The 22,329-nt window shown below is 50.6% G+C and carries 20 protein-coding genes; 5 read left to right on the top strand and 15 right to left on the bottom strand.

Translation table 11 applies throughout. The features are described 5' to 3' along the window. Nucleotides 1-74: 74 nt before the first annotated feature. From rimO to ABIE29_RS10885, 6 genes are all read right to left on the bottom strand, one after another. Nucleotides 75-1,406, bottom strand: a complete 1,332-nt coding sequence (gene rimO, locus ABIE29_RS10910; protein ID WP_186530059.1) for a 30S ribosomal protein S12 methylthiotransferase RimO — start codon at nt 1,404-1,406, stop codon at nt 75-77. A gap of 119 nt (nt 1,407-1,525) precedes the next feature. Next, nucleotides 1,526-2,506, bottom strand: a complete 981-nt coding sequence (locus ABIE29_RS10905) for a magnesium and cobalt transport protein CorA (RefSeq protein ID WP_429618685.1) — start codon at nt 2,504-2,506, stop codon at nt 1,526-1,528. Nucleotides 2,507-2,517: 11 nt separating this feature from the next. Beyond that, a complete protein-coding gene (locus ABIE29_RS10900) occupies nt 2,518-2,937 on the bottom strand; it encodes a GNAT family N-acetyltransferase (RefSeq protein WP_429618683.1) in 420 nt (139 codons plus the stop codon). Nucleotides 2,938-3,000: 63 nt separating this feature from the next. After that, a complete protein-coding gene (locus ABIE29_RS10895; RefSeq protein ID WP_429618681.1) occupies nt 3,001-3,417 on the bottom strand; it encodes a YjaA family stress response protein in 417 nt (138 codons plus the stop codon). Between the two features lie 52 nt (nt 3,418-3,469). Continuing rightward, on the bottom strand, nt 3,470-4,090 hold the full coding sequence (locus ABIE29_RS10890; RefSeq protein WP_429618680.1) for a glutathione S-transferase family protein: 621 nt from the start codon (nt 4,088-4,090) through the stop codon (nt 3,470-3,472). Nucleotides 4,091-4,163: 73 nt separating this feature from the next. Beyond that, entirely contained in the window at nt 4,164-4,820 is a 657-nt protein-coding gene (locus tag ABIE29_RS10885; protein ID WP_429618679.1) for an HAD family hydrolase, read from the bottom strand. A gap of 417 nt (nt 4,821-5,237) precedes the next feature. On the opposite strand from ABIE29_RS10885, the gene ABIE29_RS10880 reads away from it, so the two are divergent. Continuing rightward, complete coding sequence (locus ABIE29_RS10880) at nt 5,238-6,443, top strand: serine hydrolase (RefSeq protein WP_429618677.1); 1,206 nt, start codon at nt 5,238-5,240, stop codon at nt 6,441-6,443. 214 nt (nt 6,444-6,657) lie between these two features. Here ABIE29_RS10880 and ABIE29_RS10875 read toward each other — a convergent pair whose 3' ends face one another. The 4 genes from ABIE29_RS10875 to deoC all read right to left on the bottom strand — a co-directional run bounded on the left by ABIE29_RS10875 (nt 6,658) and on the right by deoC (nt 12,099). Next, nucleotides 6,658-8,025: an L-serine ammonia-lyase gene (locus tag ABIE29_RS10875; RefSeq protein ID WP_429618676.1), complete on the bottom strand. Its 1,368-nt coding sequence runs from the start codon at nt 8,023-8,025 to the stop codon at nt 6,658-6,660. Between the two features lie 134 nt (nt 8,026-8,159). Next, a complete protein-coding gene (locus ABIE29_RS10870) occupies nt 8,160-9,458 on the bottom strand; it encodes an HAAAP family serine/threonine permease (protein WP_429618674.1) in 1,299 nt (432 codons plus the stop codon). Nucleotides 9,459-10,413: 955 nt separating this feature from the next. After that, the gene (gene deoR / locus ABIE29_RS10865) at nt 10,414-11,178 is read right to left on the bottom strand and encodes a DNA-binding transcriptional repressor DeoR (RefSeq protein WP_429618672.1); all 765 of its coding nucleotides are present in this window, start codon (nt 11,176-11,178) and stop codon (nt 10,414-10,416) included. Between the two features lie 240 nt (nt 11,179-11,418). Continuing rightward, complete coding sequence (deoC, locus tag ABIE29_RS10860; protein ID WP_429618670.1) at nt 11,419-12,099, bottom strand: deoxyribose-phosphate aldolase; 681 nt, start codon at nt 12,097-12,099, stop codon at nt 11,419-11,421. A gap of 226 nt (nt 12,100-12,325) precedes the next feature. On the opposite strand from deoC, the gene ABIE29_RS10855 reads away from it, so the two are divergent. Beyond that, nucleotides 12,326-13,129, top strand: a complete 804-nt coding sequence (locus ABIE29_RS10855) for a hypothetical protein (protein WP_429618669.1) — start codon at nt 12,326-12,328, stop codon at nt 13,127-13,129. A 32-nt stretch (nt 13,130-13,161) separates the two neighbouring features. Here the strand turns inward: ABIE29_RS10855 and ybjG are convergent, their stop codons facing one another. After that, on the bottom strand, nt 13,162-13,767 hold the full coding sequence (ybjG, locus tag ABIE29_RS10850; protein WP_429618668.1) for an undecaprenyl-diphosphate phosphatase: 606 nt from the start codon (nt 13,765-13,767) through the stop codon (nt 13,162-13,164). A 6-nt stretch (nt 13,768-13,773) separates the two neighbouring features. Then, nucleotides 13,774-14,532, bottom strand: a complete 759-nt coding sequence (locus ABIE29_RS10845; protein WP_429618667.1) for a phosphatase PAP2 family protein — start codon at nt 14,530-14,532, stop codon at nt 13,774-13,776. A gap of 160 nt (nt 14,533-14,692) precedes the next feature. Here ABIE29_RS10845 and eco point away from each other — a divergent pair, with 160 nt between their 5' ends. Further along, on the top strand, nt 14,693-15,205 hold the full coding sequence (gene eco, locus ABIE29_RS10840; RefSeq protein WP_429618666.1) for a serine protease inhibitor ecotin: 513 nt from the start codon (nt 14,693-14,695) through the stop codon (nt 15,203-15,205). A 79-nt stretch (nt 15,206-15,284) separates the two neighbouring features. Here the strand turns inward: eco and lpxA are convergent, their stop codons facing one another. Continuing rightward, nucleotides 15,285-16,076 carry an acyl-ACP--UDP-N-acetylglucosamine O-acyltransferase gene (gene lpxA, locus ABIE29_RS10835; protein WP_429618665.1) on the bottom strand — a complete coding sequence of 264 codons (792 nt, stop codon included), beginning with the start codon at nt 16,074-16,076 and terminating at the stop codon, nt 15,285-15,287. A 539-nt stretch (nt 16,077-16,615) separates the two neighbouring features. Here lpxA and ABIE29_RS10830 point away from each other — a divergent pair. Beyond that, on the top strand, nt 16,616-17,041 hold the full coding sequence (locus ABIE29_RS10830; protein ID WP_429618662.1) for a universal stress protein: 426 nt from the start codon (nt 16,616-16,618) through the stop codon (nt 17,039-17,041). A gap of 294 nt (nt 17,042-17,335) precedes the next feature. Beyond that, nucleotides 17,336-18,193, top strand: a complete 858-nt coding sequence (locus ABIE29_RS10825; RefSeq protein WP_429619060.1) for a DUF4225 domain-containing protein — start codon at nt 17,336-17,338, stop codon at nt 18,191-18,193. 1,265 nt (nt 18,194-19,458) lie between these two features. On the opposite strand, the gene ABIE29_RS10820 is transcribed toward ABIE29_RS10825, so the two are convergent. Continuing rightward, nucleotides 19,459-19,938, bottom strand: coding sequence for an Hcp family type VI secretion system effector (locus tag ABIE29_RS10820; RefSeq protein ID WP_429618659.1), 480 nt, complete (start codon nt 19,936-19,938; stop codon nt 19,459-19,461). 559 nt (nt 19,939-20,497) lie between these two features. Next, nucleotides 20,498-22,189 (bottom strand): aspartate:alanine antiporter, encoded by a 1,692-nt coding sequence (locus ABIE29_RS10815; RefSeq protein WP_429618658.1) that lies wholly within the window; start codon nt 22,187-22,189, stop codon nt 20,498-20,500. Nucleotides 22,190-22,329 lie beyond the last annotated feature (140 nt).

Genomic DNA, 22,329 nt, shown 5'->3' with positions numbered 1-22,329 from the left:
GCTGCTAGTTCACCAATAAATAAAGGGGTTAGCATTGCTGCTAACCCCTTTATTGTTATTCGCGGTGGTCTAAGTCAGACCTTGGAACCCCAGAGATCGTACTCGTCGGCGTTCTCAATCTTCACTTTGACGATGTCGCCGACTTTGACATTGGCTTCACCGTTAAGGTATACCGCACCGTCGATTTCTGGTGCGTCCGCCATGCTGCGGCCAATGGCACCTTCCTCATCCACTTCGTCGATCAGCACCAGCACTTCGCGGCCAATCTTGTCTTGCAAGCGTTGGGCAGAGATTTGTTGCTGCAACTGCATAAAGCGATGGAAGCGTTCTTCCTTCACCTCTTCTGGCACCGGATCGGCCAGTTCATTAGCGGCAGCACCTTCTACCGGGCTGAACTTGAAGCAGCCAACGCGATCCAGCTTGGCTTCGGTCAGGAAGTCGAGCAGCATCTGGAAGTCTTCTTCGGTTTCCCCTGGGAAGCCAACGATAAAGGTGGAACGCAGTGTCAGCTCCGGGCAGATTTCGCGCCAGCGTTTGATGCGCTCCAGCGTGCGTTCTACCGCGCCAGGGCGTTTCATCAGCTTGAGGATTTTCGGGCTGGCGTGCTGCAGTGGAATATCCAGATAAGGCAGGATCTTGCCTGCTGCCATCAGCGGGATCACGTCGTCCACGTGCGGGTAAGGGTAAACGTAGTGCAGACGCACCCAGGCACCCAGGCTGGAAAGCTGTTCACACAGGCTGACCATGCTGGTTTTTACCGGCTGGCCGTTCCAGAAACCGGTGCGATGTTTGACATCGACGCCGTAGGCCGAGGTGTCTTGTGAGATCACCAGCAGCTCTTTCACCCCAGACTCCACCAGGCGTTTGGCTTCATCCAGCACGGAACCGATCGGGCGGCTGTCCAGATCGCCACGCATCGATGGGATGATGCAGAAGGTGCAGCGATGGTTACAGCCTTCGGAAATCTTCAGGTAGGCGTAGTGCTTTGGCGTCAGCTTCACGCCCTGCGCCGGGGTCAGGCTGGTAAAGGGGTTATGTTCCGGTTTCGGCACATATTGGTGAACGTGGGACAAAACCTGTTCATAGCTGTGCGGCCCGGTAATTTCCAGGACCTTCGGGTGCACCTCACGGATTTGGTTTTCTTTGGCACCCAGGCAGCCGGTCACAATCACCTTGCCATTCTCGTTCAAGGCTTCACCGATGGCTTCCAGCGATTCTTGAACGGCGCTGTCGATAAAGCCGCAGGTGTTCACGATCACCAGCTCTGCATCATCATAGCGGGGTACTACCTGGTAACCTTCGTTACGCAGTTCAGTCAGGATCCGTTCAGAATCAACCAGGTTTTTCGGGCAACCTAGTGAGACAAAGCCGACACGGGGGGCTTTTGGGGTCATAGTTTGTGACATAGCTCAATCCAAAATAGAAAACGGGCGGATTTTACACTTGGGCAACGGGAAATTACACCGTTATCTATGAATGGTGTAAACAAAACGGCCCGATAAGTATAGGCCGTTTTGCTGATGAACTATAACCAGCCGGAACGCTTGAGTTTTTGGTACAGGAAGCAGCAACCGGCGACGGTGACGCCCAGCGTGGTGTGGTAAGCCCAGGGAAACTTCAATTCTGGCATATCGGCGAAGTTCATCCCATACAGGCTGAAGATCACCGTTGGAATTGCCAGGATAGCCCCCCAGCCAGCCAATCGCTTAACCACTTCGTTTTGCTTGACGGTCACCAATGCCAGATTGACGTGCATGGCGTTGGTCAGCATTTCGCGCATATCGTCTAGCGTGCTGGCCACTTGCCGGGTATGGTCTTGCACGTCGCGAACGTAGGCCCGCAGCTCTTTGGGGATCACATCCTCATGCAGATGGATCAGCTGGTTGCAGATTTCATCCATCGGCAGAGCGGCATTGCGCAGACCGAGCAGGTGGCGGCGCAGGCTGTAGACGTTTTCGATGGCGGTTTCGTCAAACTCCGATCTGAACATGTTGGACTCGATGTCTTCGATCATCGTTTCGAACTTGCCGACGATATGGCGATAGTTGTCGACGATAAAATCCAATACCGAATACAGCGCAAAGCCAGGCCCGTGGCACAGCTGCTTGGGGTTTTCCTCTGCCTTGGCGCGGATAGGGGCATAGCTTGAAGAAGCACCGTGGCGCACGCTGATCAGGAAATTTTTGCCAACGAAAAAGTGGGTCTCACCGTATTCGACTTCTTCTTTAACCCACTGTGCGGTTTTCACCACGATGAACAGCGAATCACCGTAGGTCTCGATTTTGGGCCGTTGATGGGCGCATAAGGCGTCTTCGATCGCCAGATCGTGCAGGCCGAACTCCTCCTGGATCTTGCGCATGAACGCGTCTTCCGGTTGCCACAAGCCCAGCCAGATAAAGGTGTCCGGCTCCTTGACCACTTCACTGATGTCCTCAATCGTCACGTCAGTCAGCCGTTTACCGGCCTTGTACGCCACGCAGTTGATTACCATTGCTTGGGTTTCCATCGCGTTACCTGTCAGTCAGTGAGGGTTTTGGTGAAGAAATAGCGTTCGTGTTCTACCGGCGCATTGTGCAATGTCATTTGCAATTGGTAACCCTGTTTTTCGTAGAAAGGACGAGCCTGAAAACTGAAAGTATCTACACGTGCAAATTTGCAGCCATCCGCCATTGCCTGCTGTTCTGCTTTCTTGATGAGCTTACTGCCTACACCTTCGCCGCGTAATGTCTCAGATACCCATAACAGATCGATGCTTAACCAACTGCCTACGGTGCTGCCGGTTAACCCGGCGAGCTTATTGCCCTGATCATCCAGGACAAAAACCCCGATGTTTTTGTTCAGAATATCGCCGACAAATTTGCGGTTAAAAGTTTTTAAATGATTGCGAATCTCTTCGGTATCTTCTGGCTGTAGTGCGTCTGTTACGGTGATCTTCATAGTGCCTCCTGAGTGGTTCAACTAACTTAAGCACAGCAAAGAAAAAATGCAACATATTGAAATTTAGGTGTGTTTGAGGTCGGCTGCGGTAAGCACCTGGTCGGAATTCATTAAGAAAATGCGTTTTACCGTGTCATCATTCAGGGGATGCGGGTCTGCATAAACTGAGTGATATCCTTTGGGAAAGCCTGCAACGGTAATTTCCTGCAGGATCCGCTGCTCCACCTGGCTTACGCCGCCTTCCAACATTTCCATTGCATGGATCACGATGTCATGACGAAAATGTCGGCGTTTAAGCTGGTTGAGAAAGCCAGGAAAGAACTGTGGTACCAGATTATACAGGCAGTATTCGGCAATAAAGAACTGGCCGATCAGCAACCGCTGAGTGCTGAAATCGGCTGTTCCTGCGGCGGTATTCTGAGTGTCGATGCTTTTCAGCGTCAGATGGTTACGGCGTACCTGTAAATAAAATAATGACATACCTATTCGTACCTCCGTTGTACGAAGTCCCCCCTCAGGGGCACTGTGGCAATCAGGTGAGCGGTATCATTACTGCGTGTTGGTAAGCAGGGCGTGCGCATAACCGCTGATACCAGCGTTCCATATGCGGGCTGGGCTGGCGCTCGATCGGCATGGAAAACCAGGCGTAAACAAAGCTGCCGAGTGGAATATCGCCGATACCGAACTCTTGGCCTGAAAGGTAGGGTTGCTCAGCCAACGTCCGTTCGATGATAGCAAAGTGTTGCTCCAGTTCGGCAATGGCGGCCTCAATCAGAGCCATATCACGCTTTTCGGGCAGGGTGCGAACCATGCCCCAGAACACGGTGCGGAAGGGGGCGACAATGGTTGAGGTATTCCAATCCATCCATTTTTCTGCCGCAGCACGAGCCTGGAGATCCTGCGGGTAGAATGGCGTCTGGCCGAACTTGGCCGCCAGATAACGCACGATGGTATTGGATTCCCACAACACGAAATCTCCATCCTGCAACAGCGGTACCAGGCCGTTGGGGTTAAGCGATCGGTAAGGTTCTTCGTTAACCTTGCCGTAGGCCCCCCCGGCGTTGATATGGGTATAATTCAGCCCTAACTCTGCGGCACACCAGCGCACTTTTTTGACGTTGTTGGAATTTTCACGGCCCCAAATGGTCAGCACAAAGCACCTCCTCATCAACGGATAACAGTAACCATCATACCTACGCTACAAACCCGGTTTTGTCACCTTGAAATCAGCGTTCCCAGTGGCAGATTTCCCAACCGTGCTGTTCAGCCAGCGCACCAAGATCGCTATTCGGGTTGATGACGGTGGCACTGTCGACGTATTCCAGCATAGTTTTGTCGTTAATGGAGTCGCTATAGCCGTGGCTATGGGCAAATTGCAGTTCAGGGTGTTGCTGCAGCCATTGTTGCAGGCGGATGACCTTACCCTGTTGATAGGTCATGGTGCCGTAGGTATTGCCGGTAAAGCGGCCCTCTGCCACTTCGACACCGATAGCCAGCGCGCCATCGGCCCCCAGTTGTTCGGCGATGGGGGCAACCAGGTGCTCACCGGTTGCTGAAATCACCAGAATACAGTCGCCCCGTTCGCGATGCCATTGCATGCGTTCGCGTGCCGCGGGGTAGACGCGGGGCAGGATATCCCGGCGAATATAGCGCTGCACCCAACCAGCGACGGTCTGGATACTCAGGCCAGCCAGCGGAGCCAGCGTTGCCTGCATATAATCTTCCATCGACAACTGGCCCTGATAGTAAGATTGCATCAACAGTTGCTCTTGGTGTTCCAACTCTGGCGGGGCAAACCCTTCGGCCACCAGCCAGCGAACCCACAGGCTGGCGCTGTCATCATCAATCAGGGTTTCATCCAGGTCGAACAGGGCTAAATCCATCAATATTTCTCCGGCAAGGAATGCTCTCGGACTACAGGATAACGGATACGCACGGCTGCCAGCCAGTTGCCGCGGTGAAATGCGCACAGCATAAGTAACTTTGATGACAGTGTGGCGACGGTTTGTTGAAGGTTTACTTAACCTGGCGCATAGCGTGATTTCCAACCAATTTCTCTATGGTTACGTACAGTTATGTAAAAATGCAGAAAAATCAGCCTAAACCCTGCAAAAACAAGAGCAATCTAATAAACTCACAATGAGGGCACTTTTGGTGCCGCGTTGGCCCAAATGGGAGCCGCTGATTATTTCTCGGTTGGCAGCGCGGCCCTGTGCCACTTTCGCTGGTTGGCTGAAAACGTGAACATGTTTGAAAGTTAACGCTATTTCAATGGTTTGAATGGACACTCTGGCGACGTCATGATGAAAAATAACCGCTCTACTCCTCTTGGTAAATTGGCCCTCAGCGTAGGTGTCATGTTGTTGGTTGTGCCTACCGTACAGGCCGCAGAGGCCCCGGCCGCACCGCAGGTCGATGCGAAAGCCTATGTATTGATGGATTACAACAGTGGCAAGATCCTGGCGGAAGGCAACGCGGATACCCGTCTGGATCCTGCTAGCCTGACTAAAATCATGTCCAGCTATGTGATTGGCCAGGCGATGAAAGCCGGTAAAATCAAACCGGACGATCTGGTCACCGTGGGCAAAGATGCCTGGGCAACCGGCAACCCGGTGCTGCGGGGCTCCTCCCTGATGTTTATCAAACCCGGCGACCAGGTGCCGGTGTCGGAACTCAATAAAGGCATCGTTATCCAGTCAGGTAACGACGCCAGCATCGCCTTGGCGGACTTCGTGGCGGGTAGCCAGGATTCGTTCGTGGGCTTGATGAACAATTACGGCAAGTCACTGGGCCTGCAAAATACCCACTTCCTGACCGTGCATGGTCTGGATGCCGAAGGGCAGTACAGCACCGCACGCGATATGGCGTTGCTGAGCCAGGCGCTGATCCGCGACGTGCCGGATGAGTACGCGTTGCATAAAGAAAAAGAGTTTACCTTCAACAAGATCCGCCAGATAAACCGTAACCGCCTGCTGTGGAGCACCAACCTGAATGTGGATGGTATCAAAACCGGCTACACCAGCGGGGCCGGGCATAACCTGGTCGCCTCGGCGACCGATGGCCCAATGCGCCTGATTTCGGTGGTGCTAGGGGCACCGAGTGACCGTGTGCGCTTTAGCGAAAGCGAGAAGTTGCTGACCTGGGGCTTCCGTTTCTATGAAACCGCGACGCCGATCAAGGCCGACAAAGCCTTTGTGACGCAGAAAGTGTGGTTTGGCGACGTGGGTGAGGTGCCGCTGGGCGTGGCGAAGGATGCCGCCGTCACCATTCCGAAAGGGCAGATGAAAAACCTGAAGGCCAGCTACAAGCTTAACCAACCAACGTTGGAAGCGCCGCTGGCGAAAAATCAGGTGGTAGGCACCATCGATTTCCAACTGGATGGCAAAACTATCGAACAGCACCCGCTGGTGGTGATGCAGGAAGTGAAGGAAGGGAACTTCTTTAGCCGTATGTGGGACTTTGTGATGATGAAGCTGACCCAGTGGTTTGGCGGTATTTTCGGCTGAACAACGCCAATATGCCCCTCACCCTAACCCTCTCCCACAGGGAGAGGGGACTTACCGTGCTACAAATAAACTCTCGTGTTTGACCTCACATGTAACGCCTCTACGCAGTGCCACAGACTTACTCCTGTACCTGAATGCAGCTCCGTACAGCTCCCTCTCCCTGTGGGAGAGGGTTGGGGTGAGGGGAAACCGCGATTACCGATGTGGGCAAACATCAATTACACGCCACAACCTTGATGGCCAATCCGCCCTGTGATGTCTCACGGTATTTGGAATTCATGTCCTTGCCGGTTTCGTACATGGTCTCGATCACCTTATCCAGGCAAACGCGCGGCTCGCTGGTGCGACGCAGTGCCATACGTGCGGCGTTGACCGCCTTCACGGCGGAAATCGCGTTACGTTCGATACAAGGCACCTGAACCTGTCCGGCCAGTGGATCACAGGTCAACCCAAGATGGTGCTCCATGGCAATCTCTGCGGCGATGCAAACCTGCGCCGGGCTACCCCCCATCAGCTCTGCCAGACCAGCTGCCGCCATAGAGCAGGCAACGCCGACTTCCCCTTGGCAACCCACTTCGGCGCCGGAGATTGAAGCATTCATCTTGTACAACGAACCGATCACTCCGGCAGTCAGGAAGTAACGGCTGTAGGAGTTGGTGTTCACCGGGCGGATAAATTGGTCGTAATAGGCCAGCACCGCTGGAATGATACCGCAGGCCCCGTTGGTGGGGGCCGTCACCACCCGGCCACCCGCAGCGTTCTCTTCGTTGACCGCAAACGCGAACATATTGATCCAATCCACCACGTTCATCGGGTCGATATTGTTCTTGTCACCGGTTACCAGAATGCGACGCAGGGCAGCGGCACGGCGTTGTACCTTCATCGGGCCAGGCAGCAACCCTTCGGTATTCATACCGCGTTCGATACCGGCACGCATCACCTGCCAGACGTCGGCAAAGTGCGCTTCGATCTCTGCTTTGCTGCGCAATGCCAGTTCGTTCTGCATCACCAACCCGGAAAGTGAAAGCCCGGTATCTTTGCAGTGCTGCTGCAAATCCAGCGCTGAACGATAAGGATAGGGGACCGCGACGCTATTGTTGGCCGATTGGCCGAAGTTTTCTTCATCAACGATAAATCCGCCGCCGATGGAGTAATAGGTTTTGCTGTGCAGTAACTGATCGCCAGCATAGGCGCTGATCGACATGCCGTTTTCGTGCAGCGGCAGGTTAGTGCTGTGGAAGTTCATGCCACCAGGCTGTGGAAAATCGACCTCGTGCTCACCCTTTGCCAACAACAGGCGGCCACGCTGTTCTACATCACGAATAAAGCCGGCGATGCTGTCGATGTTCACGTCATGGGGCAGATTGCCTGCCAGACCCATAATAATCGCGATGTCGGTATGGTGCCCTTTACCCGTCAATGACAGCGAGCCATAGACGTCAACCGCCACCCGCGTTGTATCGTGGAGTTGCCCAGCGGCCAGCAAATCATCGACAAACTGTTTACCGGCTTTCATCGGGCCGACGGTGTGGGAACTGGAAGGGCCGATGCCAATTTTGAAAATATCGAAAACGCTGACCATAGTCTCGCTTCCTTCTTGAAGTTAATTCCCTCAGCCTGCCGTTTAGGGGGCATATGGGTAATGCTTGAGTTCGCGGCGGGATAGGAGGGGGAGATTCGAGATAGCCGGTGCCATTGGGCACCGGCTGAGCGCAATTAACCGAACAGCGTGTACAGGATGGCAGAGATGGCAATCAGGCCCATCACGACCACAAATACGTTGCTGATGTGGCCGCTGTACTTGCGCATGGCAGGCACTTTACGGATCGCATACATCGGCATCAGGAACAGCAGCATCGCGATGATTGGGCCACCCAGGTTCTCGATCATGCCCAGAATGCTTGGGTTCAGTGTGGCAACGATCCAGGTGGTCACCAGCATGAAGATAGCAGTGATGCGGTTCAGCTTGTGAGTGGTGATGGTTTTGCCACGGCTTCTCATCGACTTGGCAATCATGCCGTTAAAGCCCTCACGAGCACCGAGATAGTGACCCAGGAAGGATTTGGTGATGGCGATAAAGGCGATGACTGGAGCAATGTACTCGATCACCGGGTTGTTAAAGTGGTTAGCCAGGTAAGACAGGATGGAGATGTTTTGAGCTTTGGCTTCGGCCAGATCCGCCGGGGACAGGCTCAGCACACAGCTGAAAACAAAGAACATCACGGTCAGCACCATCATGATGTGTGCGTAGCCCAGGATGCGGGAACATTTCTTCTCGGCGTCCACGCCGTACTCTTCGCGTTTTGCGACTGCAAAGGCGGAGATGATCGGTGAGTGGTTGAACGAGAACACCATAACCGGGATTGCCAGCCACAGGGTGATCACCAGGCCGTGGCCCAGGCTGCCGCCAGAACCGGCCAGTGAGACGTTTTCGAAGATGGCACTGCTCCAGTTAGGGATCAGATAGAGCGCCAGCAGCATCAGCACCGCAACAAACGGGAATACCAGGATACTCATGGTCTTCACGATCGCCTGTTCACCGAAACGCACGATGCCCATCAGGCCAACGATCAGGATCAGCGACAGGATGGCGCGCGGTGGCGAGGTCATACCCAACTGGTGGGTGATGAAGCTGTCCACGGTGTTGGTGATCGCGACGCTATAAACCAGCAGGATTGGGTAAATGGCGAAGAAGTAGAGCAGGGTAATCAGTTTACCCGCGCTGATGCCAAAGTGTTCTTCTACCACTTCGGTGATGTCTTCACCTGGGTTTTTGCCGGACAAAACGAAACGGCACAGGCCACGGTGGGCGAAGAAGGTCATCGGGAAGGCGATGATGGCCATGATGATCAGCGGGATCAAACCACCGATACCGGCGTTGATTGGCAAGAACAAGACGCCAGCGCCGATGGCGGTGCCGTAAAGGCCCAACATCCACATGGTATCTGATTTGCGCCAGGCCGTGCTGGAACCTGAGGCTGCAGAGGCGATAGTACCGGTCTGTGTAGTGTCCATAAATATCTCCGAGGTGAACACGATAATTTAAAATAAAAAGAAAAACTTAAGTTTAAAATCCGCTGGTGAAATAAGTTGTTATGTCACCAATGGTAAAATCCGTTGTTACAACTAGAGGCTGAATGCGCCTCTGTATTGTTTATCAGGCTAATGATTTTGCTAACCTGTCTAAAATGGTTTCTGCTGTTAAAGGGCCCAACGCCGATGTTTCTGCCGGAGGAGCAACTGCCCACCGATTTTGTTGGCGGCAAGATAACGATTTACAGCAGAAACAACCGTGATCTTGCTCCCAAATGCGTGATGTGTGCGGTTAAGTGCTTTTATTGTAAATTTTCATGCAAATGTTGCGCATTTGTGCGAAACATCATGCTGCAACCGCTCTCACTAAACCCACAGCCTTTATCCGGTTTAAGTAATGTTTGACCAGATAAAAACCTGCCTTGTGTGGCAGGGCGAGCAATATATTTTATGTGCTGGTTTGGATCTAGCGAAAAAGCCGGATTAAGCTGTTTTAGTGATATAGATCACGTTTGGTTATTGAGGGTGAAAATATTATCTGATTGTTTTTAAAGTTATTTACTGATTTTTGTTATCAAAATGGCCAGAAGGTGACGAGCGTAATAAAACGATTTCAATCATCACATGAATAAGGATAAATCCTGATAAATTGATTTTAAATAGCTGATAATTTTTCGCTAAAAGATGGTCAAATGGCGTGGGTTGAGGCTTGGAGCCATTTTATCTGGGGGAGTTTTGATGCAAATGACCGCAATAATGTTCTGCGCGGAATAATAACGCTGGCAAGTTGTTGCAATCCATTAACCTGTAATTATCGGTCATTAGGAATATTTTAAGTTTAATTGCTTAAAAAAAAGCCTGAGTTTAACGAGGAATTGGCAACCGCGTCCCTCAGTGGCACCGGGGACACGGCATAAAATCGGCAGTGAAGCCAAGATCAGAAACGCAAAGTGACCGCGTGTTGGTTGAAAAAGTCGATGAACTCGGGTTCAGGTTGGCGATCGGTGATCACTTTATCGAACAATGCCAGCGGCCCGATGCAGGCAGGCTTGGTTTGGGCAAATTTGCTGTGGTCGGCGACCAGGATCTTTTGCTGCGCTTTGTCCAATACTTTGTGTTTCATCGCTAGCTCATCAAAGTTGAAGCAGGTTGCGCCGTGCTGCAAAGTGATGCCTGCCGCAGAGATAAAGGCCACGTTAGGGCAGATGTGGTCCAACTCGTTATGCTGACCAATGGCGGTGAAAATATAGTTGCTCGCTTTGAATTCGCCGCCGCACAGGATCACCTTGCAGTTGGGCTTGTCCTGCAGCGCCAGGAAGGTGTTGAGTGAGTGGCAGATGGCGGTAAAGGGGAGTTCATCGGCAATGGCGTCGATAATGGCCGGGGTGGTGGTGCCACAGTCAAAGAACACCGTGTCATTTTCGTTGACCAGCGGTGCCGCCAGCATGCCAATACGGCGCTTTTCTGCCACCTGTTTGGCTTTCTGATCGGAGACAAAGTAATTGGTCACCCCGTTGGTACGCGGATCGGCTACGACATAACCCCCAAGCAAGACTACCGCAGCAGGTTCGGCACTGAGATCGCGCCGGATGGTCATTTCCGAGACGCCGAGCAGTGCGGCTGCTTCTTTTAAGTGGATCTTGTCAGAACGCTTTAGAGCCTGAACCAACCGGTTGATACGTTCGTCGCGCCGGGTTTCCATCAGTTATTCCTACAGGTTAATACCCCAGGTTCTCAAGTGTGGCCGAAGGGGATAAAGGAGCCAAAAGTCTTTTTCGTTCGCTCCAACACAATAATGCGGAGTCGTGCCATAAGGGCACAACCCCGCATTATACCCGTTGTCTTTCAAGCTGCAGCGCTGTTACCTGCACTTACTCATCTGGCTGCAGCTCGAAATCCATAGGGTATCTTTGTTGTTAAAACTAGATAGAGCTAGCGAAAATCAGTAGCTACCGGTGTCAGCCGCATCGCCAGAAACGATCGAAACGCCCGAGCTGGAGCCGATACGTGTTGCACCAGCGGCAATCATTTTCCTTGCGGTAGCGCGATCGCGCACTGCGCCAGAGGCTTTGACGCCCATCTCGCTGCCTACGGTAGCACGCATCAGTTTGACGTGTTCTTCACGAGCGCCGTCGGTGCTGAAACCGGTAGAGGTTTTAACAAAGGCGACATCCAGTTCACGACACATCTCACAAACCACAACGATTTCTTCATCGCTGAGCAGACAGGTTTCCAATATTACCTTCAACGGGGTAGCCGCGCAAACTTCACGCACTGCGGCAATATCGGCCTTCACTTCGTCATTCAGGCCGCTTTTCAGCCAACCGACGTTGATCACCATATCGATTTCCTGGGCACCGGCGGCAATGGCAGCTTTGGCTTCGAAAGCCTTGGATACGGTCAAACCTGTCCCCATAGGGAAGCCGATAACCGAGCAAACTTTAACGTTGCTTTCCTGCAACAGGTGGGCGGCCAACGGCACATAACCCGAGTTAACGCAGACGGAATAGAAGTTATGCTGACGCGCTTCTTCGCACAGTTGTTTGATCTGGCTTTCTGTGGTGTCCATAGCCAGCAGGGTATGGTCGATATAGCGAGCGTAATCAATCTGTTCAGTAGTCATGGTAATTTCCTCTATGGGTGTAAAAACGTTTTGGGGTGTTAGTGATGTTATAATCCTAACATTCTAACATTTCCATTTCAAGTTGTATTACCAGTGTTTTTTTAGTTAATGCGGGGTTGTTGAGCATCATGTGCCACAAGAATTTCTGGAAAATGTTATTTAAATAACATAGATTGTACATTGACAAATCCGTTCACCGTGCAACGGCAGCCCCTGAGGAAAGAAGATGAAGACGATCATTAACCTGAACCCTGGATTGTTCGGCAGACAGCCGAATGAGGTGTATCGCGGCACTGATTTTACGGTGACCACGTTTATGTTTTCTGGTGAGATCGCCGCATTGGCGCTGCAAAACCAGCGGGGTACCTTAACGTTGTTGCCTTACCAGGATTTGATGATTTGGGATGCAGTATTTGACGGCCACTCCCTCAAATCAAAGACGGGTCACACGCAGCCTCGGCGTAATGACGCCAGTGGTTGCTTTGCATCCCACCAAGGTTTGCCTGCTAATCATGGTCCGATAATTGATGTCTGGCTGGAGGTAGAAGAGGAAGCGATCACGGTACGAGCCCGTACTGCCGACGGCCCTTGCCGCACCCAACCGGCCGTCCAGTTAGCTTCCAACAGCACACAGTTCGGTATTGAGATGGTGATCAACAACCTGGGCGAGCAGGATCAGCCATTGAGTTATATGTGCCACATGAACTATGCCTGTGAGGAGGGGGCCGTTTTCCGCCAAAATCTGCCGGGTTGTGCGCTCAATATTCGTGATAATCCGCAGCAGGTCATTTGCTCAGACAATCTCTCGCTGTATGTCGATCAGGCCGAGTTTTTTATGTTGGCACCGTGCGGAAGAAGGTATGTGACCCGTTTTGCCACTGGTCAATTCAACTTTGCCGTTTTACAGCGGCCACGAGCCAACTCCCGAGCGGCGGCGTTTATCCAGCCGGCCAGTTGCAGCCCAGAGGTTGCCGCGATGTTAAAAGCAGGGGAGAAGCGAGAGTTCCGCGTGACGACCGGGGTGTTATAGCTGGCAGGGGGGCAGCCCCCTGCGGACAGGTATTATTCTTTCACCCATCCTTTGCGGATCGGGAAGGCGAACAGGAAATGGTACAGGCGTGTCAGACGTTGGGCGATGGCATCGCCAAACAGGTTCCATACCAATTGGGCAAACAGACAACCCACACCGCCCAGCAGGAAACCACCCACCATATCCAGCGGCCAGTGCACGCCAAGGAATACGCGGGACCAGGCAATGGCGACTGCCACGACTATCAGCAAAAAACCGGACCAGGCGCGGTGCCAGCACAGGAAAGCGAGGGCGAAAGTGAAGATGGCAGTGCCATGATCGCTGGGGAAAGAACTGTCAGGAGCATGTGCCAGGAAGGTATAGCCGATACCGGCGACAAACGGGCGTTCATGGGGCAACAATGCGCCAATAGTGGCCGAAGAGCTCATGGCAAATAGCAGGGCAATGGACGTTTTGGCTACCACTTCTCGCTGTGCTGCCAGTTGGCTATGCGCCCCCCAGAACCACAGGCCGACAATCAGCAGCGGGATAATGGCGATCAGATCCCGTGCAATGAAAGTGGCAAGATCGATCAACCATTCCGGGCTGGCCGGAGTGGCATCGATCCAGGCGAAAAGAAGATAGTTCAACTGCTCCATTAAGTATTACCTCGTCTTGCGGCGAAAATAGCCGCTAATACACCAATAAACAGCCACCTGGCTGAACCAAACCCACCACCCGGCCCACAGGTTATGGGAAAGAAAATGTGCGCCTCGCATGATCTGGCCAAAGCCCATAAGCATGCCAAGCGTGATGCCGCCAAGCCAGCACCAGTAAGCCAGGCGCGGGCGTTGCGGATAAAACAGAAAGAACAGAGCCATCACGGCGAAGCCGCTGGAAGCGTGGCCACCGGGGAAGCAACGGCCAGGCCCCGGAAACGCTGGCGTGGTGCCAAACAGGGGAAACGACATCGCCTTACCACCGTACTCCAGCAGATCCCAAGGGCAGGAGTGCGCGCTGGTGGCTTTCAGGATCCCCACCACCAACGGCCCAATGCCGATCAATAGCATGGCGACGATCAGCTTCGGATTACGGCGATAAATTCCCCAAAACAGCCCCAGCACCGCTCCGGTTATCACTGAAATCTTTAACAACCGATGGTTGATCAGATCCAGCCAGTAGTTGTTCTGCCAAGGAAAACGCTGGTTGGCGACGTCATACCAATAATTACTGACCGCCCAATCCAACTGTTCATTGCGTGACAGCCAGATAAACAACAGCGCAGCTACTATCAGCCCAAAGGCTTGCCAAAGGTAAAAGGATGCGGGCAAGGAGTAAAGGGCATCAGTCTGATTTTGGCTAGCCATTGAGGATTGATTTAATGAAGATTGTTTGGCGTTTGATGGGTTCACATGGAGGCTCATAGGCGGTAACAGGATCGGGCTACTGTAATCCTACCGTCTTAAGAAAACCTTAATGGATGGCAAGAGATTCGGGGCGATATCCAGATTTGACCTATAATTTAACGGCGTAAAGTATGCTAGCGTAGTTGGGTATTTAGGTTATGAATTGTAAGGATAAAAAATGAACAAGCTTTCTATGGTAGTGACCAGCCTGTTGATGGCCGCGTCTGTCAGCGCCGTTGCTGCAACCACCGCAAGTAATGACGATCTCAATATGCAGCCGTTGGAAAAAGTAGCACCGTTCCCGAAAGCGGAGCCGGGGATGAGCCGGCAGGTCATTTATTTACCCAAGCAGGAGAATGAAGAAAACTTTAAGGTTGAGTTGCTGATTGGCCAAACGCTGGAAGTGGATTGCAATCGCCACATGATGGGGGGCAACCTGGAGAGTAAAACGCTGGCCGGCTGGGGTTACGACTATTTTGTACTGGCGAAGCTCTCGGCTCCTGCTTCTACCATGATGGCTTGCCCGGATAATACCAAGCGTCAGGAGTTCGTTGCCGCTCATCTGGGGGATGCCGCGATGCAACGCTATAACAGTCGCTTGCCGATTGTGGTTTACGTGCCGAAGGACGTCGAGGTGCGCTATCGTATCTGGTCAGCCAGCGAAAATACGGGCCGTGCGGTAACTAAGTAAGCGGCTGCAGACTACGCTATATAGGGGCGCCGCATGCTGCGCCCATCTGAATAACCAATGGATTAGCTCGGAGTTGAGTCTAGCGGATAATGCCGCGTGCCGAGCGTGAGAAGAAAGAATTAAACCATTGCAGAAGCGGATAGGTTTCGCTCAAGCGCTGCGCTTCCTGTTTCACCTTATCGATCGCCAACGCATGGTGATACAGCATGTTATATAGGGTTTGGATCACCTGCTGTTGCTGATCGTTCAGCGATTGGAAGGCTGCTGCTGATTCGTTAACACCGATGGGGGCCGCGTGGTTGCCACTGGCACTGACAAAAGGTGGAACATCCTGCACTACGCCGGACTGATGAGCGATATGCGCATGGGCACCCAGCAGACAAAACTGATGTATCGCGCACATATTGCCGATCTGCACAAAATCATCCAGTTCAACATGCCCGGCCAGCCCCGAATTATCACCGATAACCGTGGTATTGCCGACAACGCAATCATGGCCAATGTGGACGTTGTTGAAGAACAGGTTATCATTGCCGATAGTCGTTCGCCGATAGCCTTGAGTGGTGCCGCGATGAATGGTCGCATTTTTGCCGATCCTGTTCCTGTCGCCAATCACCACATCCGTAGCTTCACCAGCATATTTCAAATCCTGATTCACTTCGCCAATGGTGGAAAACTGCCCGATGACGTTATCGCAGCCAATACGGGTGAGGCCGTTAATGTTTACGTGAGAGGCTATCACCGTGTCATCACCAATCTCGACGCCAGCTGCAATGATGCAGAAGGGGCCAATGCTGACGCGCGCACCGATAATCGCCCCAGGATCAATCAAGCTGTTGCTTGCGATCCGGGCAGAGGGAGAAATTGACATTATGTTATCCTGACGATGGCGTGTGGCGTTTCCGACACTAAGGGCCAATCATGGGTAAATGATTAAGCCGAAGTTTGGATTAATCGGAGAGTAAGCGTCGAATGGGAGGGGATAGGGTTAGGCGTTGTTTTCTTATCGACAGGGGCGAGTATAAGGAGTTCCCGGGCATATCACACCATCATATATTTTCTTTATTTTCTGAACTTTTCTGTAATGGAAGACGTGGTTCGGGGGAGGCTGAATGCAGACCGGCAAATCGAGATGGCAGACATGCCCTCTAATGTAGGGGCGTTGCATACTGATCCATTTTGATAAATCAATGGGTTAGATTTTTCGTCACATGACTATCTGTGGTAGCAAGGATGTCCTGCGCATATGAAGAAGTTTAGTTGCATGCAGATTTTGTAGTAGGGCCTGATGCCGGGATGGATTATTCCAACAGTTGAATGATAAGAGGATAAGCAGCCACTCGCAGATTAGACTAGAATTAATAGGTAGGTTATGAGGCTGGATATAAGGTAATACGGAGGGCCGACAATATGACTTATCAACATATCGTTATTGCAACCGATCTGAGTGATGATGCCGAACTGCTAGTGCGTAAAGGTTGTGAATTGGCTGGCGTATTGCAGGCCAAGCTGTCGTTGATTTATATCGATGAGCAAGCCAGTCACTATAGCGAGTTTGGTAGTGGCGAATTCAACTATACCGATAAGACCTTCTCCGAACGAGTGAAGAATATGCTTAACGCTATCCAGCAGCAGGCGGATTATCCTATCAGTGAAGTGATCATTGGCCGTGGTGAACTAAGCGAAGCGCTGAACAATACCATCCGTGAAAAGGGCATTGATTTGGTGATTTTTGGTCACCACCACGATATGTGGAGCCGTTTGGTATCCAGTACACGCCGTACGATCAACCATATCGTAGTTGATATGTTGGTGGTACCAATCGAAAAACATTGATGGGGAGTGTTGAATCTGAGTGGTATTGAGAAGGCATTAGGTCAGAGTAGTGATTCGGCCATGGCCATGGCTATAGAGGCCGAATCACCGCGGAGCTGTCTCAATAGTCCACCATTGCCATACCCAGGTTCTAAGTGGGCGCTCTGCTGGCTATATCCCATTATTCAGCCTAATACTCGCTCTGTGACCTGCCTGGCAATCGAAATACCTTGCGTAAGGTGTGCTTATCAATTATATAAACCAAACGGTCTTGGGATAAACGATATATTAGAGAGTGTTTTTATCATGGATAGATTGATGCGGGAAATGTATGACGAGTTGGAAGACATCCAACGCGATCCGTATATCAATCGGGAGGACAGGGCGCGAGGAGAGCAAAAAGTCATTGGCGTTATTATCAGTTATAAGCAAAATGAACTTATGCAGGTAATGAACAGCGTTGCCGGTAAGTATATGAAGTGGAGCTTGGCAAAGGATAAGTTTATTAGTGAAGTTGTTAGCTACTCCAATGATATTACATCCAAAGTCAATACGGGTGAAATAACGCAAGATCAAGCGATGAGATCGTTAGATCAGGAAATTGCAAATCTAAGAAAGCAAGATGAAGCTATGACAAGGAAAAGTATACAACAGGTAATCCTTGTTAAAGCTAGCGTGGATGATAAGAGGAGAAATATTAACGATAGGATAGAGGGAAACATAAAGCTAACTATTGCTGGCATAGGTTTTGTTACGTCGGGTTTGCAGGTGGTTGTTGGTGCAGGAATGGTAGGGAGTGTTGTTGGAACGATGTCTGGGGCTCTCTTGATTGCACATGGAGTCAATGGGGTTGTTGAAAATGGTTATTATCTTTTATACAGGAAAGATTACACAGGGCCCGTAAAATTTGTTTATGAAGGTATTGGGGAGCAACTTGGATTAAGCAAGCGAGACTCTGATGTTGTGTATACGGTTGTCGATATTGCTTTATCCGTAAATGGAATGCTTGGCTATAAATTGACAGAGGATTCTGCGCGTCTATATCGCTATGTAAACGCGGATCTATTGTGGGGACTTAAAGAGATGGGTATTAATAGTATGAGTTCTATGGATATTATTGTAGAGGTTCTTGGTGATATAAATACGATATATAGTCAAAAGAGAAGTTACTAATGATTACTATATATATATTATTGTCGATGTTGGTGATGGTTGTAAATTTCGTTTATTTAAAGAAGTTATTGCTTTCTGAAGACCTATACGCACATGTTTACGCAATACTCATTTCAGTTGCACCTGCATTATTTCACTTTTATGTTCTGAACTTCAGAGAAATACCTTTTTTCGATATAGATATTTCTGAAAACGAACCAATGATCTATCTCTCATTAGCATTCGGATACTTAACTGGTTTGCCTTATATGATTGCCAGGAGAATGTATAGATAGGGTCGATGGGGGGGATCCTAAAAGCTAGATTAGGGAGGGAAGATGAGCTATCTGTATTCACTATTCTCAATGGTTTCCTTATGGCCTTTGTACTTAATTATAAAGCAGTTGACGTCATCTTGTTACCCATATACCAGATCCTTCGCTATCCTGGTCGCATCATTATTTATGCTGTTTCATATCTATGCCTTTAACTTTCAATCAATTCCGATCCTTGGTATCGCTGTGCCAGATGATAACGAGTTCATGTCATATGCCCCATATTTGTATGGATTGTTGACCGCTGCCGTCTGTGCAGTAGCTCACAATAAGAGTAAAAACTAACCAATGGCAGGGAAGATTGCAGGTAGAATCTCTCTGTCCCTGCTGTTAATAAAGTTATTAAATGATGCTATGAGCTATATATACTCTATTTTCTCTATCATTGGTCTTGTTATTTTATATTTTGTAAATAGAAAATTGACATCATCTTACTACCCTTTGCATAATTTTTTTGGAATCATAATTTCCTTCTTGTTTGTGCTTTTCCATATGATAGTTTTGAGAGCCCATGTGATCCCTATTTTGGGTGTCCACGTCTCAGAAGAAGATGATTTTATGTATTATGGTCCGCTAATATATGCCTTCTTGTGTATTGTTGTCAGTATGTTGGCTCACGGAAAAGGTAGAAAGTGAGCTATATATATTCAATATTTTCCATCTTAACACTTTACCCGTTTTTTATCTGGGTCAGAAAGTTATCATCATCACACTACCCTTACACTCGGTTTGGTGCGATTGTCGTAGTAGGGGCCTTTATGGTTTTTCATTTGCATATATTTCATATGAAAACCATCCCTATACTAGGGATCTCTGTTCCTGAAGATAATGAGTTTATGTCTTATGCCCCTTATTTCTTTGGTTTATTGGTGACGTTCGTTAGTATGGCCGCCTTTAATAGTAAGGGTAAGTGAACTTGTGAGGGATGGCATTAACCATCCCCCCTTTATATCAATAGACTCTGTCATCCCAAATGCTGTAACCACTGGTGCCCGCAATCATATGGTTCCAGGTAATGCTCTTGTATTTCAGCGAGATGGTTTCTTGCGGTTGCGCACCGCTGTGCGTAATTGAGTGAGGGTGTGAGCCTGAGATATCGGAAATGGTGGCATCAGTGAGTAAGATGGTGAAGTAAAGCTCTTGCGCACCGGACGCATTGGTTCTGTAGAACTCAAACAGGACTTCAAGTGATTCATTGCTGGAAATAGCCACACCCAGCAAAGGTGAAGATTTATCGATAGGTTTGGTAAACACGACAGGGTGATGGCTGACATGTTGTTCCCTACTCATCGCATAGTTCAGGCTATTAATCAGGATTTGGTCTAAATGACCGGTTTGCCCTTTATTACCAATGGAATCCATAGAGGAACATCCGGCAGAAATAAGTCCCTGCTGTTTACCTTTCAATGTTGCATAGATTACGTTAGCCATTATTCAATATCCTTATAATAACAATGTGACTTGGTGCCACGAAGCGTAGAGGTTTATATCATTAAGTGAGCCAGCTGAATGTAACATAAGCATCCATAATAAAGCCCGCATTTTATGCGGGCTCTTGGGGTTGTGGCGTTTCCCTGGTGTTGCCACAAGAAGCCCATTAACCTTAAAGGAATGGCTAAAAACCGTCCAATCGATTAGCTAGATCAATAACACGATATTGATCGGTGAAAACGATCGGATCCCCGGACTTGTCTTCTTTCATGTTTTGAGTTTGTCGTCTGGTCGGCTTGCTGGCTGCCATCGTGTGTAGCTATGAGCCGAGCCTACTCACAACGAAGCAAGTACCTGCTGTATCAAAGGGGGGATTTCAGGCAACAAAAAACCCGCTAATCTTGAACCTAAAAAGGCGGGACTAACGGGCTCCACAAAATGGGGACATCAAAGAAAAGCAGTGGCACTAATTCAGACTATGCCCCGTTCGAAAAGTTCTGCCTGTTGCTAGAAAAATCAAAAAATATTTCGTCATGGCATCACTTCTCGGGCCGCCTTGCTACCCCATTATACCTGGCCATATCACCACGATGAGAGAACCTGCCAAGGTTAACAACACGTTAGCGATGGCGTAGGTGCCTGCATATCCCAACGCAGGAATATTACTACGTGCAGTGTCGCTAATGATTTCCATCGCCGGGGCGCAGGTACGTGCCCCCATAATGGCACCGAACAGCAGGGCACGGTTCATGCGCAGAATGTAGGCTCCGAACAGGAAGCAGATCACCACCGGTACCAGGCTGACGATCAAGCCTGCGATGAGCATCTGGCCACCTACTGCGCCAAGGGTATTGCCGATACCGGCCCCCGCGCTCAGGCCCACACCGGCCATAAATACCATCAGGCCGAACTCTTTCACCATGTTCAACGCGCCCTGAGGGATATAACCGAAGGTCGGGTGGTTGGCACGCAGGAAGCCCAGCATGATGCCGGACATCAATAGCCCTGCGGCGTTGCCGATACCAAAGGAGAAGCTGCTGCTGAACTGAATGGTGATTTGGCCAATCAGCAGGCCGATGATAAAGAAAGCGCAGAACGCCAGCAGATCGGTGACCTGGCTATGAATGGAGATAAAGCCGATCTTCTCTGCCACGCTTTTTACCCGGCGGGCATCGCCGCTAACCTGCAGCACATCGCCTTTGTTCAACACGATGCTGTCATCGATCGGCATTTCAATCTGGCTGCGGATCACGCGGTTCAGGAAGCAGCCATGATCGGTCAGCTTCAACTGGCTCAGGCGCTTGCCTACCGCATTGCTGTTTTTTACCACGATTTCTTCGGTCACGATGCGCATATCCAAGAGATCGCGATCGAACACTTCCTTACCGTTACGGAAGCTGGGATCCAGGCGTGCGTGAGCATCAGGGTAGCCGACCAGTGAGATCTCATCCCCGACCTGTAATACCGCATCTCCGTCCGGGTTGGCGAGAATGCCGTTGCGGCGAATGCGTTCGATGTAGCATCCGGTTTGGCGGTAAATGCCCAGCTCGCGCAGGTTCTTGCCGTCTGCCCAGGCAACCAGTTCCTGGCCAACGCGATAGGCGCGGATCACCGGCAAATAAACCTTGCGCTGGCTATCGGTATCCAGGCCACGTTCACGGGCGATCTGTTGGGCAGAGGTAGAGAGGTCCTGATGCTGCAGTTTTGGCAGATAACGAGCGCCGAAAATCAGGCTGACCAAGCCAATCAGGTAGGTCAGGGCGTAGCCCAGGCTCAGATGGTCTTGGGCAGCAAGCAGTGCCGGGCCGTTGGTGATGGTATTACGCAGCGTATCACCTGCCCCCACCAACACTGGTGTGGAGGTCATCGAACCGGCGAGCATGCCGGCGGTAAGGCCGATATCCCAGTGGAACAGCTTACCCAGACCGATAGCGATCACCATCGCTGAACCGACCATCACCAGCGCCAGCATGAAGTAGTTTTTACCGTCGCGGAAAAAAATCGAGAAGAAATTGGGGCCAGCTTCAACGCCGACGCAAAAAATAAACAGCATGAAACCGAGGCTTAACGCTTCGGTGTTAATGGCAAAGTGTTGCTGGCCAAGCAATAGCGAGACCACTAAAACGCCAATGGAATTACCGAGTTGAACGGAGCCAAGACGAACCTTTCCGAGGCAGAGCCCCAGGGCGAGTACCACAAACAGTAACAGGATGTAGTTACCGTTTAACAAACTAGCGACGTTTATGTTCACGGGGGATAACTTATTGTTTACCAGTAAGTTCTTGATAAAGAACACTATAAGAGTTAGATTCAGCCATAGAGTATATGGATAAAACTTATATAACAACCAACCATCGGAAGGCGATCCGAACCATCGAATGGCGGTGCTTA

The organism is Serratia sp. 2723 (assembly GCF_050434425.1).
GTDB lineage: Bacteria > Pseudomonadota > Gammaproteobacteria > Enterobacterales > Enterobacteriaceae > Chania.
This window is presented reverse-complemented; position numbering and strand designations above follow the sequence as displayed.